Annotated in this window: 17 protein-coding genes; 7 read left to right on the forward strand and 10 right to left on the reverse strand. The window is 44.8% G+C overall.

Annotated elements, in window-relative coordinates; translation table 11 throughout:
- Nucleotides 1–45 precede the first annotated feature (45 nt).
- Nucleotides 46–1,068: an ATP-grasp domain-containing protein gene (locus G343_RS0106315; protein ID WP_020007279.1), complete on the forward strand. Its 1,023-nt coding sequence runs from the start codon at nucleotides 46–48 to the stop codon at nucleotides 1,066–1,068.
- 16 nt (nucleotides 1,069–1,084) lie between these two features.
- Nucleotides 1,085–2,605, forward strand: coding sequence for a murein biosynthesis integral membrane protein MurJ (gene murJ, locus G343_RS0106320; protein WP_020007280.1), 1,521 nt, complete (start codon nucleotides 1,085–1,087; stop codon nucleotides 2,603–2,605).
- Between the two features lie 46 nt (nucleotides 2,606–2,651).
- Here murJ and G343_RS0106325 read toward each other — a convergent pair whose 3' ends face one another.
- The 6 genes from G343_RS0106325 to G343_RS0106350 form a co-directional block, all read right to left on the reverse strand.
- Complete coding sequence (locus G343_RS0106325; protein WP_020007281.1) at nucleotides 2,652–3,806, reverse strand: aminotransferase class I/II-fold pyridoxal phosphate-dependent enzyme; 1,155 nt, start codon at nucleotides 3,804–3,806, stop codon at nucleotides 2,652–2,654.
- Nucleotides 3,807–3,826: 20 nt separating this feature from the next.
- On the reverse strand, nucleotides 3,827–4,354 hold the full coding sequence (locus G343_RS0106330) for a chromate transporter (protein WP_020007282.1): 528 nt from the start codon (nucleotides 4,352–4,354) through the stop codon (nucleotides 3,827–3,829).
- Nucleotides 4,351–4,887, reverse strand: a complete 537-nt coding sequence (locus tag G343_RS0106335; RefSeq protein ID WP_020007283.1) for a chromate transporter — start codon at nucleotides 4,885–4,887, stop codon at nucleotides 4,351–4,353. Before G343_RS0106335 ends, G343_RS0106330 begins: the two co-directional genes overlap by 4 nt.
- Before the next feature lie 9 nt (nucleotides 4,888–4,896).
- The gene (locus G343_RS0106340; protein WP_020007284.1) at nucleotides 4,897–6,486 is read right to left on the reverse strand and encodes a gamma-glutamyltransferase family protein; all 1,590 of its coding nucleotides are present in this window, start codon (nucleotides 6,484–6,486) and stop codon (nucleotides 4,897–4,899) included.
- 82 nt (nucleotides 6,487–6,568) lie between these two features.
- On the reverse strand, nucleotides 6,569–7,597 hold the full coding sequence (locus G343_RS0106345; RefSeq protein ID WP_020007285.1) for an SEC-C metal-binding domain-containing protein: 1,029 nt from the start codon (nucleotides 7,595–7,597) through the stop codon (nucleotides 6,569–6,571).
- A 76-nt stretch (nucleotides 7,598–7,673) separates the two neighbouring features.
- Nucleotides 7,674–8,597 (reverse strand): AEC family transporter, encoded by a 924-nt coding sequence (locus tag G343_RS0106350; RefSeq protein ID WP_020007286.1) that lies wholly within the window; start codon nucleotides 8,595–8,597, stop codon nucleotides 7,674–7,676.
- 241 nt (nucleotides 8,598–8,838) lie between these two features.
- Between G343_RS0106350 and G343_RS0106355 the strand changes: the two genes are divergently transcribed.
- Nucleotides 8,839–9,678, forward strand: coding sequence for an HAD-IIB family hydrolase (locus G343_RS0106355; RefSeq protein WP_020007287.1), 840 nt, complete (start codon nucleotides 8,839–8,841; stop codon nucleotides 9,676–9,678).
- 1 nt (nucleotide 9,679) lies between these two features.
- Here the strand turns inward: G343_RS0106355 and G343_RS0106360 are convergent, their stop codons facing one another.
- Complete coding sequence (locus tag G343_RS0106360) at nucleotides 9,680–10,300, reverse strand: alpha/beta hydrolase (RefSeq protein WP_020007288.1); 621 nt, start codon at nucleotides 10,298–10,300, stop codon at nucleotides 9,680–9,682.
- Nucleotides 10,301–10,387: 87 nt separating this feature from the next.
- Here G343_RS0106360 and G343_RS0106365 point away from each other — a divergent pair, with 87 nt between their 5' ends.
- Complete coding sequence (locus G343_RS0106365; protein WP_020007289.1) at nucleotides 10,388–11,314, forward strand: VOC family protein; 927 nt, start codon at nucleotides 10,388–10,390, stop codon at nucleotides 11,312–11,314.
- Nucleotides 11,315–11,346: 32 nt separating this feature from the next.
- Here the strand turns inward: G343_RS0106365 and G343_RS0106370 are convergent, their stop codons facing one another.
- Both G343_RS0106370 and G343_RS0106375 read right to left on the reverse strand, forming a co-directional pair.
- Nucleotides 11,347–11,946 carry a response regulator gene (locus tag G343_RS0106370; protein WP_020007290.1) on the reverse strand — a complete coding sequence of 200 codons (600 nt, stop codon included), beginning with the start codon at nucleotides 11,944–11,946 and terminating at the stop codon, nucleotides 11,347–11,349.
- Nucleotides 11,924–12,985: a histidine kinase gene (locus G343_RS0106375; protein ID WP_020007291.1), complete on the reverse strand. Its 1,062-nt coding sequence runs from the start codon at nucleotides 12,983–12,985 to the stop codon at nucleotides 11,924–11,926. The genes G343_RS0106370 and G343_RS0106375 overlap by 23 nt, the downstream gene beginning before the upstream one ends.
- A gap of 115 nt (nucleotides 12,986–13,100) precedes the next feature.
- Between G343_RS0106375 and G343_RS0106380 the strand changes: the two genes are divergently transcribed.
- From G343_RS0106380 to G343_RS0106390, 3 genes are read left to right on the forward strand one after another with little or no spacing between them, the layout of a single operon-like run.
- Nucleotides 13,101–14,030, forward strand: a complete 930-nt coding sequence (locus G343_RS0106380; protein WP_020007292.1) for an ABC transporter ATP-binding protein — start codon at nucleotides 13,101–13,103, stop codon at nucleotides 14,028–14,030.
- The gene (locus tag G343_RS0106385) at nucleotides 14,030–15,082 is read left to right on the forward strand and encodes an ABC transporter permease (protein ID WP_020007293.1); all 1,053 of its coding nucleotides are present in this window, start codon (nucleotides 14,030–14,032) and stop codon (nucleotides 15,080–15,082) included. The genes G343_RS0106380 and G343_RS0106385 overlap by 1 nt, the downstream gene beginning before the upstream one ends.
- The gene (locus G343_RS0106390) at nucleotides 15,069–16,202 is read left to right on the forward strand and encodes an ABC transporter permease (RefSeq protein WP_020007294.1); all 1,134 of its coding nucleotides are present in this window, start codon (nucleotides 15,069–15,071) and stop codon (nucleotides 16,200–16,202) included. The genes G343_RS0106385 and G343_RS0106390 overlap by 14 nt, the downstream gene beginning before the upstream one ends.
- A 40-nt stretch (nucleotides 16,203–16,242) precedes the next feature.
- On the opposite strand, the gene G343_RS0106395 is transcribed toward G343_RS0106390, so the two are convergent.
- On the reverse strand, nucleotides 16,243–16,677 hold the full coding sequence (locus G343_RS0106395) for a MarR family winged helix-turn-helix transcriptional regulator (RefSeq protein WP_020007295.1): 435 nt from the start codon (nucleotides 16,675–16,677) through the stop codon (nucleotides 16,243–16,245).
- Nucleotides 16,678–16,720: the final 43 nt, after the last annotated feature.

Here is a 16,720-nt window from a genome sequence, read left to right on the forward strand (position 1 = left end):
TGTAAGCTGACTATCAAAACAGCATTCGAATGAAAGGAGATCATAATGAATGATATAAAAGTACTGGTTACCGGCATTGGCGGACCGATTGCCCAGGGGATCATCCACGGACTTAAAAAACGTCAGGATGTAACCCTCATCGGTATTGACAGACGTTCAGTCACTGCCGGTCACCATCTGTGTGACAGTACATACCAGGTTCCACGCTATACTGATGCAGAAAACTATTTAAATGCCATACAGGAAATTTCCCATAAAGAGCACATAGATATCATCTTTCCCTCCCTGCATGAAGAGGTCATGATTTTCCACGAACACCGTAACAAATTGAGCCCTGCTGTTGCTTTGCCGGTAAGCGATGATTTCAAAAACCTGATGCATAAAGAAGAGGCTTACGAAAAACTCCTGTCTTTAGGGTTTGAAGAGTATATACCCAGATACAAAGGCTTCAACTCAGCACAGGAACTCACTGATATAAAGGGCGCCATGTTTAAAGATGACTCCCATTTTGTCATCAAGAATGTAACCAGCTATGCTTCTCTCGGATTTGCAATCCTGACAGACAAATCGAATTATATAGAAGCGATTAAAACGGGCAGAAAAAATGTATTGAATTTTGATGACTATTGCAGAGCAATAGATGAAGACTGCAGGAAAATATCTATGGAGTATTTAGACGGCAAGGAGTACAGTGTAGATGTCTACCTGAACGACGGCAAAGCTGTAGTCGCCGTTCCGAGGGAACGGACAGGTGTGTCCAATAATATTGTTCTTGATGGCAAAGTCGTCAACAACGAAACATTAATCCACGCAGCAGAAGAGATTACTGAGGCACTGGTCACTGACGGATTCATCAATATTCAATCCATGGAGAGCAAAGATGGATATAAACTTACAGATATCAATCCACGTTTTTGCGGCAGCCAGGTGATGAGCTTAGGAGCTGAAGTCAACTTCCCGTCACTTTTCATCGAATACCACTTTCTTGGAAATCAGGTGGATGTAACACCTGTATGGAACACGAGAATGCTGAGATTCAGAGATCACATTTTCGTCCATGATGCATAAAGTTAGAGGGATCTAAATGAAAAAATCTGTTATCATGCTGATGCTGCTTACCATCATATCTAAAATCTCAGGCTTTTTGAGGGACCTGACGCTGGCTTATTTCTATGGCGCCTCGGAAATAAGTGATATATTTCTGATCTCCCTGAGTATACCGACCATCATCTTTGGCGTGATTGCAGCCGGTATATCTACGGGATACATCCCGCTTTACTCAAAGATCGACAACCAGTTCGGTGAAGACAGCGGCATCAGATTTACGAACAATCTGATCGGTATATTGATGTCAATCTGTACTGTTATCGTCATACTGGCACTGATCTTTACCGAATATCTGGTCAAGATTTTCGCTTTTGGTTTTGAAGGTGAAGTGCTGGAGCTGGCTGTAATGTTTACACGCGTCAGTATTTTCGGCATTTATTTTACAATCATCATCCGCATACTGAGTGCCTATTTAAATTATAAACAGATTTTTGCAGTCCCTTCATTAATCGGTATACCCATGAATCTGGTCCTTATCGTTTCCATCATCATAAGCAGCAGCACAGGATGGATCTACCTTTTGGCATTCGCTAATGTATTGGCGCTTTTTGTGCAATTGTTGATCATCATCTTTTTTGCGTGCCGGCATTCTTTTTATTTCGTTCCGGTGTTCAAACCACAGGACAGACACATTAAGGAAATGGCCGCGCTGTCGCTGCCTGTGATCCTGGGGTCAAGTGTGACCCAGATCAATCGTCTGGTGGATCGTTCCCTGGCCTCCTGGGTTGCTATCGGCGGCATTTCTTCTATTAACTATGCCAATACACTGAACACTTCATTTATCGGTATATTTGTTTCTTCTTTCGTCACAGTTTTTTATCCGGACATATCCAAAAGGGCTGCAAAAGGGGATATTGACGGACTGAAATACATAATGAACCAGACAATTGCGGGCGTCATGCTGTTAATCATTCCGGCAACGGCAGGAGCCATGGTGTTTGCCGAGCCAATTGTACGATTCCTGTTCGCCCGGGGGGCATTTGATGAATCAGCGGTGTCACTGACTTCATCTGCATTTTTCTTTTATTCCCTGGGCATGTCCGGAGCCGGCATCAATCTGATATTGACGCGCACATTTTTTGCACTGCAGGACACCCGGACACCAATGGTGAACAGTGCCATCTCAATGGGCATCAATGTTGTACTCAGCTTCACGCTTGCACCTGTTATAGGAATCGGCGGGATTGCACTGGCAACGAGTACAGCTTCCATTATCACAGCTCTGCTTCTGTTCAAATCACTTCGAAAAAAACTTGGTCAGCTGCATCTGAAACGAATGATCCCATCTTTTATAAAGATCTGTGCTGCCTCTGCAGTCTCTGCAGTAATTGCCTGGATCATCTACACTCTGCCGGGGGCCGGTGCCAGCGACCCTCTGTTACTGGCCATTTCAATTTTACTGATGATCACTATCTATTCCGGATTGATCTACATTTTGAAAGTGGAAGGGGCAGACACCTTTGTCAAATCCATTATCAGACGTTTTAACAAAAGATAATACAATGCCGGCTGTTTTTCGTTTTAGGAAACAGCCGGCATCTCTTTCATCGTTCCATTGTAAGATATTGTTCCATCCTGTCTGCTGCCTCTTTGAGATTCTCCATACTTGTCGCAAATGAAATCCTGATGTAGCCTTCCCCGTATTTGGAAAAAGCAGCACCCGGTACGACTGCCACCTGCGTTTTTTCAAGCAGATCAACAGCAAAGTCAAACGAACTTTCATTATATCTTTTTATCGAAGGGAATATATAGAATGCCCCTTTTGGGAGCACTGCATCGAGTCCCATTTCTGACAGCCGCTGATATATATAATCGCGTCTTTTCACATATTCCTCATTCATCACACGCGGGGCGTCAGGCGCTTCAGTAAGTGCAGTATATCCTGCAATCTGACTTGGTGTACTCGTACAGAGCGAGTTATAGAGATGTACAAGTGTCAGTTTCTCAACCATTTCCCTGCTGCCAAGCAGCCACCCGATTCTCCAGCCGGTCATGGCATGCGATTTACTGAGCCCATTTACCGTAAGCAGCCTGTCTCTGATCTCTGGATAGGAAGTCAGTGAAAAATGCTCTCCCTCCAGTGTATTTTCAGAATACATTTCATCAACGACAACAAAAATATCATGTTTCTTAAAAACATGAACCAGGGCATCCAGCGTTCCCCGAGGATAGATTGTCCCCGTTGGGTTATTGGGATAATTCAGCAGCACTGCTTTGGTTTTATCCGTAATCGCCTGTGCCAGTTGATCCGCCTCCGGTACGAATTGTGCCGGTGCAGTATCCAGCAGCACTGTTTCACCGCCAAGCAATGTAACAATGGGGGCATAGCCTGTATAGATGGGCGCGAACATGATCACTTCGTCACCCGGGTTGATGATCGTCCTGAAAATTGTATCCAGCGCTTCACTGCCGCCATTTGTCACGATGATTTCATCCTTGGGGTCATACGGTGCCAGATACTTCTTTTGATAGAAGTTCGAAATCGCTGTCCTCAGTTCCAGTGTGCCTCTGTTATGCGTATATTTCATCTGTCTGTCTTTAACCGCTGTCGTCACTTCGTCTTTTATCACCTGCGGTGTGGTGAAATCGGGCTGGCCGAGCGTCAGATCGATACTGTCAGGCATATCAGCAACACGGTTGGCCATCTGCCTTGTTCCCGGCACACTTACATTTTCCAGATTTTTATTTAACTGTGGCAATATGTGATTCTCCTTTCTCTTTATAAGAGCAGCGCACCGTATACCAGGCCGAAAATAATGACTAGAGCCGGATGAATGTCAAATTTCTTAAGCATTAAAAAGCTTGCAATCATCAGTATGAGGGTATGCACACCGCCAGATTCTGTAAAGGCACTGCTGAAGAAATCAAAAGCGATGATGCCCAGAAGAATTGCAATCACAGGTCTGATCAGCGTCGTCAGTGTTTCAAATTTCTTAGTCCCTTTTATCTTGTAGAGCAATCCTGCCAGGAAGACCATGAGCAGTAATGACGGAAGTACAGTGGCCCCGACGGCGACAATCGCACCGATGACGCCGGCAACTTCAAATCCAATGAAACCGGCCATTTTCGTTGCAATTGGGCCAGGCAGTGCATTGCCGAGAGCCAGTACTTCAGCAAACTCCTGGGAAGTCATCCAGCCAAAATTCTGCACAACTTCCTGTTCTACCAGCGGGATGGAAGAAGGTCCCCCGCCGTAACCAAGTACACCCGGGATGAAGAATGCGATAAAAATCTGTAAGTATATCATATTCTGCCTTCCCTTCTGACCAGGCTGAAAATGACAATTGCCAAAATGACGATTGCAGGATGAAGACCGATGACATACAGGAGGATAAAGGCGCCGAGTGTGAAGAGGATGATGAAACGCCAGGTTGTTTTTGCCTGCGCCTTCTCTAAGAATTCATATGTCAATAAGAAGAGCATCACGCCAACCACAGGCACAACACCGTTACTCATGCCCTGCACCCATTCCAGATCCTTGAATTCGGTAAACAGCTTCAACAGGACAATCATCAAAATAATCGTCGGCAGAATCGCTGCAAAAACTGCATTGACCAGCCCCAGCCAGCCGCTTTGAAGATAACCGATATAGCCTGCCAGTTTTGTAATGATGGGACCGGGCAGTACGTTGCCGATCGCCAGCGAATCCTGGAATTCGTCGTCCGTCATCCACTGATATGTATCAACCACTTCTTTATGTACCAAAGGGATAGAGGCCGGTCCGCCGCCGTAACCAAGCATCCCGACTTTAAAAAACACCCAGAATATTTTCAACTGCATATCATTCACCTAGTATATTGAAATTGAACCATCCGTACGCGATTCCGTCCCGCCGATTAAAGCACCGTTCTCACCGCGCATAATCACCTGACCGCGTCCGAAACTGTTCGGCTCCAGATTCACGTTGATGTTATGCCCCCGTCTCAAAAGCGCTCTTGCAATATCCGGATCAAAACGGTCCTCAATTTCCACATCGAGACCCTCCTTGAATTGCCATCTTGGGGCATCCAGTGCACTCTGCGGATTCATGCTGTAATCAATCAGGTTCATCGCGACCTGAATATGTCCCTGAGGCTGCATAAATGCCCCCATCACCCCGAACGGCCCCAGCGGACTTCCATTTTTGGTGATGAACCCCGGGATGATCGTATGATATGGCTTTTTACCGCCGGCGACAAAGTTGACATTATTTTCATCCATCGAAAAATTATGTCCGCGATTATGCAGTGCAAGTCCAGTACCGGGAATCACCACACCGGAACCGAATCCCATATAATTGCTCTGGATATATGATACCATGTTCCCTTCGTTATCTGCAGTCGCAAGATAAACGGTACCGCCCCCGGGCAGATCTCCATGATGCCTGAGTTCTGCAGATTCACCGATTTCTTGACGTTTTTGTTCTAAATACGATTCATCCAGCAGGTCTTCAGGGCTGACTTTCATGTAGTCTTTGTCAGCAACAAAATGGGTGGTGTCTGCAAAGGCCTGCTTGATGGCCTCAATCTGGTAATGGCAGGTTTCTTCGTTCAGACTGTTGAAGCTGTCTTTACTCAGCATCCCCAGCGCCATGAGTGCTGTGATCCCCTGGCCGTTTGGCGGGATTTCATGAATTTCATGCCCCTTATAATTCACACTGATCGGGTCGACATACTCCACTTGGAAGTTTTTCAGGTCTTCGTGTGTCAGGAGACCACCCGTTCGCTGCGCATAATTTATGATTTCATCTGCCAGTTTCCCTTCATATACGCTTCGCCCCCCGGTTTCGGCCAATTCTTCCAGCGTTTCAGCGTGATGCGGCAAAGTTTTAATCTCTCCCGGTGAAGGACTGCCAAAAATTTCGAGCCATGGCTCTATTTCTTTGAATTCATGGACAGAGCGTCTGAAATTTTCATAGGCCGCTCTCCAATATCGCGCGACTGTAGGCGTGACTGCAAAACCGCTTCTTGCTGCACGAACAGCGGGGGCCAGCACTTCCTTTAAAGTCAGCTTTCCAAATCTTTCGATAAGACTCCCCCACGCCGCAGGCACACCCGGCACATTAACCGGCAGCCAGCCGTATTTGGGCATATGGTCATATCCCCTTTTCCTGATCTCCGACATACTCAATGCTCCCGGGGATCTGCCGCTTGCATTCATCCCATGCAATTCACCGTTCATCCAGGCAATCATGAACGCATCACCGCCGATGCCGTTGCTTGTCGGTTCAACAACAGTCAGCGTTGCTGCAACCGCAACTGCTGCATCCATGGCGTTGCCTCCCGCCTTCATCACTTCAGTCCCCGCATCAGCTGCCACCGGGTGGGTTGTTGCAGCCATTCCATTTTTTCCGTAAACACTTAACCGTCTGTTTGAATAAGGATATCTATAATGATCCATTATGTAACAACCCCTTTTTTGAATTTTCCATCGATCATATATAAATAAAGCCCTGCTGAAATCATACAGGGCTTTAGTTCAATTATGCACCGCAGCATTTTTTATATTTTTTCCCGCTGCCGCAAGGACACGGATCATTCCTGCCGACTTTAAACTCTTTGACAACCGTCCGGGTCTTGAGCTCGGATTCCTTAAATCCCCGATATTTAAAATGTCTGGTATGATTGACGATACCCGCGATGTTATCAAAGAACGCCTGCTGGTCCGCCGCATCGTTTTCAGCACCGAGCGATGCCAGGTATTTTATGATCTCTTCCCGGCTGGCGCCCTGCATGATCTGCTGTAACAGTGCAATGTAAACCTCCTGCTGTTCATGCGCGGTACCATCTACATTGTCTGCAATCCAATCTTTTAATGCCTGATGGTTTTCGGATTCATCAATGTAATTCGGATCGGCAAACTTGATGAACTTGGCAAATTCAGGTTCATAATACGGCCTTTCACCCTGCATGCTGCGTACCATTTTGTACTGTTCCTCATTCATATCATCAATGACTATCTCCTGGTTTTCCGAATTCAACGTAACGTCGTATGGAGATTTATCAAGGAATTCCGTAATTTCATCAATTGTCAGATCCATACTATAATATTTTTTGTACAGATGAATCAGTTGATCATAACCGACAATACCGTACAGATGCAACGCAGATCGGATCAGATTAAGCTTTCTCTGGACGGCTACCCTGTTTTCATGATTCTCTTTTGTATCCACCTCTGCAAAACGATCTTTTACAGTATCTGTAATATAAAACTGATCTTCATGCTCAGGGTCTTCGAAGGCAAATCCCATGATGTACAATCCGAATATCTCCTCCAGATTATAATAGTCCCGGGCGCCGTTTTCACTGGCATCTTTCCAGCTGTTGAATGATGGCTCGTCAATATATTGATATGCGAAAGTTGCGGATTCAGGATTTTTTTGCTGTTCAATGATGCCATCAATCAGCTCGTCTTTTTTGAATTTAGAATAATTACTCACAGAAAGCGTACGCGCCATACGCTTCAAATCATTCATATTATATTCATTCAATCGTGCTTTTATACTTGCCATACAAGAAAACTCCCTTGTCCATCCAGACTGATATATGATTTCATTCTACCACATTATCCATGATTCTTAGAAATAATCAAAATATGTTCAATGCAATGTAGATAACCGCTGATACCGTCACAGCGGAAAGCAGTGTGCTCATCATGACGATTTCAGCAGCGTATTCCGGATCATCACTATATTCCTGGGCAATGATCGAACTGTTGACTGCGGCCGGCATGGCAGAAGTGATCAGGATGACCTGGGCGGTGACACCTTCTACATTAAACAAGAAAAGTAACACCGCCGCAATTGCCGGTCCGACGACCAGCCTGATCAAACTGGCGACCAGTGCACTGAATCTCAACCGTCTGAACTTGATTCCGGCAATCTGGGCACCGAGTATGAACAGCACCATGCCGATCATTGCATCCCTCATATAGTCCAGGGCAGATTCCAGCGGTCCGGGGATGCTCAGGTTAAAGAAGTTGAATATAAGTCCGAAAAACAGCCCATAGAATATCGGCATCTTAAAATAACCAAGCAGCGCTTTTAACTTGCCTACATTCTGCGAGTTCAATGAGAATATACCATAGGAATACGCCAGCATGTTCTGGAAAACCACCAGCATCACCTGTACCGTCATGGCAAAAGGGTCACTTTTAAACACCAGGTCATTAACAGGCACCCCGTAATTGCCGGCATTATAAAAGAGATTCGAGTTGGTGAATAAAACCCGCTGTCCTTTATCCAGTCCCATGAACTTACCGATTGCCCGGGTAATGACAAAAGTGACGACTGCAAATATCCCCAGCAAAAATATCACATTCAACAGCAGCGAAAAATCAATATCCGACTCATAAAGACTCATGAAGATGAATGCGGGCATTATATAGTTGATCGTCAGTTTCGCCAGTGTCGGCCGGTCCAGTTGAAACCTGAGCTGGACAATGTAGCCGATAAACACGATGATACTTATCGGTATGATGACGTTGGTGAAGATGAATAGAAATTCGGTCATGCCACGTTACCTCCCGGAATATTATAATGCGGACAAATCGAAAAGAACGATGAGGCAAAAACAATTACTGCGGATGCCCAAATACTCGATATAGTATATAATCCAAGTATGCAGGCTGACATTGAGGCAGACTGCTCTGTCTTTAAATCGCCGGCAGAAACTGAATCGCTTCAGTTCATTGTTTTATTTTAATATATAAATAATACGCTGACTATAAACTTATTCCAAGGAGAATTCACTTATGAAAGCAATCGCTCTTGATATGGATGGCACTATCCTTAACCACAACGGAGATTTTCCGCTGTCTCTTGCCCGGACACTGGGGGAATTACATAATGCAGGGATGTGTATATTCTTTGCGACCGGCCGGACAAAGCATGCCATATTAGGACTCAAACCTGAGGCGTGTCCGCTCGATGGATATGTTGCAGCATCAGGAATGGGGGTCTATATCGGGGAAGACCCCATCGAAACTTCATCGTTCAAGCCTGAATTTGTCGAAAACATGATAGATAAGGCCAGTGAGCATGAAATATATTATGAAGTCCATACGCTGGAAAAGCCGAGCCGGACACTGCTCAGGGATCAGGCGTATGCTTTCAGGGATATCCAAACGCTAAGCCCCGATACAATGAAACCATTTGAACAAAAATTCGCTCAGAAAGCTTTGAATGATCCAGCCAAATGGGTGGATGAAATGTCATATGAAAACGTGGTCAAGATATTCTTTTTCAGCCCGGATTTAGATAAAATCACCGATTGGTTCAACTATCTGGATGCCGATAAATCACAGAATGATTATGAATTATATACGACGAGCATCCATAATGCCGAAATCATGCTGAAAGGACGGGATAAAGCCACCGGCTTGAAGGCACTCCTGGACCATTACACCATTGATTTCAAAGAGGTGCATGCCGTCGGGGATTCCATGAATGATCTGGCGATGTTCAGGCCGGCCGGCAGATCCACTGCCATGAAAAATGCCGGTGATAATATTAAAGCCTGCACCGATGATGTGACAGAATATACATGTGATGAAGACGGGCTGGAACGATATTTAAGACAAAAATATCTTTAATTCACGCCTCATCGTCCAGATCCAGCTCTGTGTACCAGACACGGCCTTCCATCAGTTCTTCAGAAATTATTTCGTGTCCGGCTTCCGTTAATTTGACTTCGGCGGAAGCCCCTCTTAATTCAAGTTGTTTTTTTAATTCATAAGCTTCGCTGGCGGTTGCATCCATATCCCCGGCACCAGCCGTAAGCAATACAACAGTTTCGAGCAGAAGATAATTTTCAATCTGGTCAATGCTGTGTGCAGGATGATGCAGGATGGCACCGGTGACCGGGAGTTCATGATTCAACAGAAGTTGCGCCGCCATACTGGCGCCGTCAGAGTAGCCAATACATACGGCCTTTTCAAGATCGATGCCGTATCGCCGTGATAAACTGACAATTTCATCTGCCAGCTTACCGCCTTCTCTCTTTAGACTCTCCCAATCCAGTTCATCAGCATTAGTCAGTTTAAAAAAACGGGCTTGTCCTTCTTCTTCCACATCGCCCCGAAATGACAGGATGTCAGCAGAGCTGTTCACCATCGCAGCGACTTCGAGCAGGTCGGTTTCTCTGCCTCCCGCTTCATGGAAAAGTATCAATGTACGATCACTGTCATCCTTGCCTTTTATATATAAGTGTTTCATTGCCGATCGTCCTCCTTTATTAGAGTTTAACCCATCTCTAATATATACTGGTAGTATTAGGAATTAGATTTTTAAGGAGCGATATCCATGACTGTTAAAGGAATCCATCACGTTTCTTCAATCACAAAAGAAATATTGGACAACCATGATTTCTACACTAACATTTTAGGTCTCAGACTCATCAAAAAAACAGTCAACCGGGATGATACCGGTATGTATCACTTGTTTTACGGGGATTACAAGGGTACACCAGGCACTGAGGTCACATTTTTCGAAACGTATCATGCACCGAAGTTCCAGCCAGGGACAAACGGCATCTCACGTACTTACTTCCGGGTCCCTTCAATGGAAGCATTGGAATTCTTCAGGCACAGATTTGACGAAAAGGGGGTTTACCATGAGGGGTTTGTTGAAAGATACGGATTTACAACCATGATTTTTGAAGATGAGGAAAAACAACGGCTGGCACTGATGATAGATCCGGAGGACAATCAAACAAAGCCGAACCAAACAACGGAAATCCCAAAAAGATATGCAATCACCTCCATCGGAGCCGTCGAGATTACGGTGCAGTATTTGAAACCGGCCATGGAACTCCTCGAAATGCTCGGCGGACAGGCGGTCGATGAAGTATCGGATGATGAAGAGGAAGCAGAAGTCAGAATCGGCAATGACTCAGTATTTATCACTGAACAGAGGGACAGCCGGATAGAAAAAGAAGGATATGGCAGTGTCCACCACTTCGCAATGCGTGTCGACGATGAGGATGCCCTTGCGGCGCTGAAAAAACTGCTTGATGAGGAAAAATGGCCAAATTCAGGCATCATCGACATGCAATTTTTTAAATCTGTATATGTTGAAATGGCCGGCGGCATTACGCTGGAGCTTTCAACGGCCGGACCCGGAGTTACAATCGATGAACCCGTCGAGACATTGGGGGAATCGCTGTCCGTCCCGCCGGAATTTGAAAGAGAACGGCATATCATCGAAGCATTTCTTATACCGATAAACTAGCGCGCATTCCAGGAGTTACCCTGGAATGCGCGCTAGTTTTTATAAAAGTAGACAGCAAGCTGTGTCCGGTCCCTCAAATCAAGTTTTGTCAGCATTTGGGAAATATAATTCCTCACAGTCCCTTCACTCAGATACAGTTTTTCTGATATTTCTTTGTTACTGAGACCCTCGGCGACAAGTTCCAGCACATCCTGCTCTCTTTTCGACAATTTGGACATCGCCCGGGAATGCGATTTTGTGGACATGCTTTTGACAATGTCACTGTCGAACACCATATTGCCGGATTCCACTGCCTGAATCGCTGGCAGGATGCCTTTGAAGTTATCTTTGAGCAGGTAACCTTTGCAGCCCATTTCCAATGCCTCCTGGATATATTCATCGTCCTTGAATGTAGTGATCACCAGAATATTCGCCCCGGGGTCTCCGGAGAGGATTTCTCTGCTGGCTTCGAGGCCAGTCATCCCGCTCATTCTAATGTCAACCATCAAAAGATCCGGATGATGTTCATTGTACAGATTAATGGCTTCTCTGCCGCTGCCGCCCGTAGCGGCTATCGTATGCCCGGAGCCCTCCAATATGGTCTGCAGCGCATTGACAACCAGCGCATCATCATCGATCAGTATGATATTCATTGTGGTCCCCCTTCTTATAGAGTATGACGTGGAGGGTAAACCCCTCTTCATAAAATGTATTGAATATCCCTTTATATTTCTCAACAATTTCTTTCATGGACAAGAGCCCCATTCCCCTGTTTTTAGCAGGTCGTTTTGTACCGTCATCTTTTATGGAGACCGTTATGAAAGCATGCTGTTCCCTGACGTATATTTCAATATTACGGGCATCGGAATGCTTTTTTATATTGTTGAGCGCTTCTCTGACGATAGATAATATGTCCATTTTCATTTCATGATTGATGTCCGAATCAATATCAAATCGGAACTTGATACTATACTGGTCCATTTCCTCAATATAATCGCCAATCCGTGTTTTGAGATCGATCGATGTTTCATACAGATGATGGATGCTCGTTCTGATATCATCCATACCGGATTTCAATCTGGCCTGAAGCTGTCCGAGAGACTGCTTCAGTTTTTCTTCATCTTTGACGTACTGTAATGACTCTATGAGGAGTATGCTGCTGGATAACGAATGGCCGAGTGCATCATGCATATCCCGGGCAATCCTGTTCCTTTCATTCAATCCGGCCATATGAACTTCCCTTTCATGATTATGCAGCAATTCATTATGCTGCTGCCTCAGCAATCTGTTGTCATTGATCAGCCGGTCTCTGATTATCCTGTTTTCATATTCATATGCATATAGATGCTCTCTCAGATAAACAACATAAATCGCAATTCCCGATACTGCAGTCAGTATAAAATCGAGCGAGATATAGTTTAACAACAGCGTCAAGACAGACCATCGCCCATATTTTCCTGCTGTCACAAAACTCAGCAGCGGCAGATAATGCACCCACCCTGAAAACATGATTGCGGAACCTGTAAAAACCAGTATGACGATAATAACTTTATATTTGGAATTTGTAATATCCACTGAGAAGAACAGGATGAAGGCCAGCAGTGAAATGACGATGCTGGGGTCATCAGTCACTGAAAAATAATATGCCGACAGGATAAAGTACAGTACAAGCTTCTCTATTACAATTCTCATGATTCCGGCCCCCAATTCATGACGAATGTCATGTCATTTCATTATTATATACACTAAAATTTCAGCTGGTTACAGTATATACTTAATTTAACTAATGATACAGGAGGTTTTCCCCATGATTATGATGGACAAAGTCGTTAAAAGATATAATGAACTGATCGCGCTGGACCATTTCTCATTTGAAGCTGCGGAAGGGGAAATCATCGGTCTGCTCGGTCCGAACGGCTGCGGCAAGACAACTGCAATCAACTGCATGCTCTCTCTGCTCGCGTTCGATTCCGGGGACATTGAAATATTCGGGGAAAAGGTCCATCCAAATAACAACAGCGTGAAACGAAGAATTGGACTCGTTCCCCAGGAGTTGTCAATTTTTGACAAGCTGAATGTATACGAAAATATCGATTTCTACTGCGGGCTCTATGTTTCTGACAAAACAAAAAGACGGCGTCTGGTTGAAGAAGCGATTGAATTTGTCGGCATGGACAGATACCGGAAATTCATCCCCAAAAAACTGAGCGGCGGGTTGAAGCGCCGGTTGAATATCGCCTGCGGCATGGCCCATCAGCCGGATCTTCTTTTTATGGATGAACCAACCGTTGCAGTGGATGCCCAAAGCAGGAATTTTATCCTGGAAGGTATCAGGCAGATGAAGGCGCGCGGCAAAACCATCGTATATACCACACATTACCTGGAGGAAGCCGAAAATCTGTGTGACCGGATGGTCATTATGGATGCCGGAAGAAACATCGCCCATGGAACGGTTGAACAGCTTCAAAATCAAATCTCTACTCAGGAACGTGTCGAAGTCGGCGTTATCACTGATGAATCAGATATCGAAAGTCAGCTGGAAGCCCTGCCGAATGCGGTCAGTGTGAATAGAAAGAATGATAATTATATGATCCACTTTGAAAAACAGGAAAACAATATTTCAAACCTGATTAAATTCATCGAATCCAAAGACCTGACCTATACAGAACTCTCAAGCGAAAAAGCCACCCTGAGTGATATTTTCCTGGAACTGACAGGCAAGGAGCTGAGAGACTGATGAACATCTTCCGCATGACCATCTATCTGATCATTATCAATTTCAAAGATTTTGGTTACTGGTTTTGGACATTATGCTACCCGCTGCTGTTATGCGCACTTTTTATGATGACAACATCAAACATGTCAAACACAGAGCTTGAGGACATAAATGCAGGTATTGAAAACGACCATCCGCTGTCTGAAGCACTGGCATCCATCGAGTTCATCAACCTGGAAACTATGACTGAGGATGCTGCAGTCGAACAGATGGAAGCAGGAGAAATGGCAGCATATGTTCACGGCGATTATGAATTGCTCGTTACGGAATCCGGCTTTAATCAGACCGTCATGGAGGATGTATTGACGCAGATGCAGTCCACTGTGGAATCCGGCATCCCCCCGCAACACTTCGATATGGATGCGAGTTTTATAGATGCGAGCAGCCAGGACACTCAGCCCGAAACGGTACTTTTCTATTCGCTCATTGCCATGATCGCTTTTTACGGCATGTTTTCAAGTATAGAATTCATATCTACCATGCAGCCTAACCTCAGCCATATGGGGGCCAGATTTGCAGCCAGTCCGTACAGCAAGGGGAAACTGCTTGCTGCCAGCGTAATCGGAGCAATGGCGCTCAACTTATTCTCAAACACATTCATCCTGATCGTCATCATCATTTTTTATCAGATCAACCTGTTCACAGAACTTTGGCCGACAATTTTTCTTTTAATAACTGCAAACTTTACAGGTGTGGGCTTTGGTCTCATCCTCGGCCTGGTACCTAAAATCAACGCCGCTGCAAAAACTATTATAGCAATAGTATTAATCATTGGACTTGCAGCACTGTCAGGATTGATGGGACCGCCACTGAAACAGGTGATTGACGGCAACCTGCCCTGGATCAATACGTTCAATCCGGTGGCGAGACTGACGGACACTATGTACCGTATTAACTTCCTTGGTAATTTTAATGATTACTGGTCTACCGTGATTTTCCTGGCAGCGTTAGCACTAGCGTTCTATACCATCACACTCGTTGTACTAAGGAGGAAACAATATGACAGTATTTAAAGGCATCCTCCTCCACTTCTGGAAATATAAATATTTGATACTCATTCTGCTCTTTGTATTCTTCGGCTTCGCCTATTCTTTCACACTGGGCAATTCGGGCGAGACATATGAATCCCAGGCAATGGATTTAAAAGTTGTCGATAACAGCAACTCTGCACTCAGCGAAGGGTTTATCGAACATCTTGAAAGAGAAAATAATGTTGAATCAGAAGATGGTAATAGTGCAGACAGAGAAGCGCTGGAGGAAGAAATATTCTTGAATAACAGCGACGGAGTCATCATCGTAAAGGAAGATGCAGAGCGCAAATTCCTGAATAATGAGGCACCGGTTGAGACAATCAGCGACGAAAGGAATATGACTCACATTCAGCTGGAAACATTAATCAACCAGTTCTTTACATTCCTGGAAGCGGAGTATGAAACTTCGGGTAATATGGATACAGCCATGATTAATGAAATACTGTCTGAAGACGTTGATGTACAGATGCACGAATCAGTGGACGTTGAATCAGAAAACAACTTCAGTTATATGTATAACTTCGTAAACTTTGCAGGCTACTGGAGTATGCTGTTTCTGCTGATGATCGTAGGCAACGTCATGGCGGAATTTAATGCGCCTGAACTCAGGCAGAGAATCAGCAGCTCACCGATGACGACAAGAACATTCATGGTACAGATGAATGCAGCTCAAATTGTCGTCGGACTGTTCATATCCGGTTTCATGTTCCTGGGGGGAATCCTGCTCCGAGTGGGACACCTGGAAGGTATCCCACTCGGTAAGATGGCTGTGGCGCTCATATTGATCACGGCATTCATCCTGTCCATCCACTATGTGGTCGGTGCGATGACCACCAACAAATTTATCATCAATGGCCTGGCCAATTTCATCGCCATCGGCATGGCTTTCCTTTCAGGCATCATGATTCCTCTGGAAGTGATGGGAGAAACGACTCAGAATATTGCCAGGTACTTACCCCTTTACTACTTCACACAAATCTATGCTGAACCGGATATCAGCTGGGCGGAAGCTGCCATGCCAATGTTCATCCTGGTGCTGTACACCGTTGCATTCCTGATCATCGGGATGATTTTGGAAAACAAAAAGAAGATGACTTCATAAAAAATTACCGGATGGAGGCGCCCCTTCATCCGGCTTAACATTAAATCCTATTCTGGAAATGTTCCATGAATTTGTACTGAGTTTCCAGATACTGATCCAGTTCTTCCTGGGAAACAAGTTCCAACAGCTCTTCTTTCAGTGTCTCAGCGTGTGCTTCAGCCCTTGTAATGGTATCAAGACCTTTAGGCTCAATAACAAGAAAGCGGCTTCTGCGATCCTCATCTTCGACTTCCCTTGACACCAGTTCCTTATTTTCAAGATTTTTGATTATTTGACTGACCGCCCCTTTTGAAATGACCATTTTTTCTGCCAGTTCATTCTGTGTCATCCTTCCAAAATGCTTCAGTTCACTTAATACAATCAGCTGGGTCAGAGAAACGTCTTCGCCAAAGGATTTATTCCAATGTCTCATAGTCAGGTTCATCAATGACTCATTTAAGTTAAATAAGTTATAAAAATGGTTTCTATCTTTCAAGATCATTCACTCCTTACCTATATTTAAACATACTTATTTTAAG

This window comes from Salinicoccus albus DSM 19776, from assembly GCF_000385175.1.
GTDB classification, from domain to species: domain Bacteria; phylum Bacillota; class Bacilli; order Staphylococcales; family Salinicoccaceae; genus Salinicoccus; species Salinicoccus albus.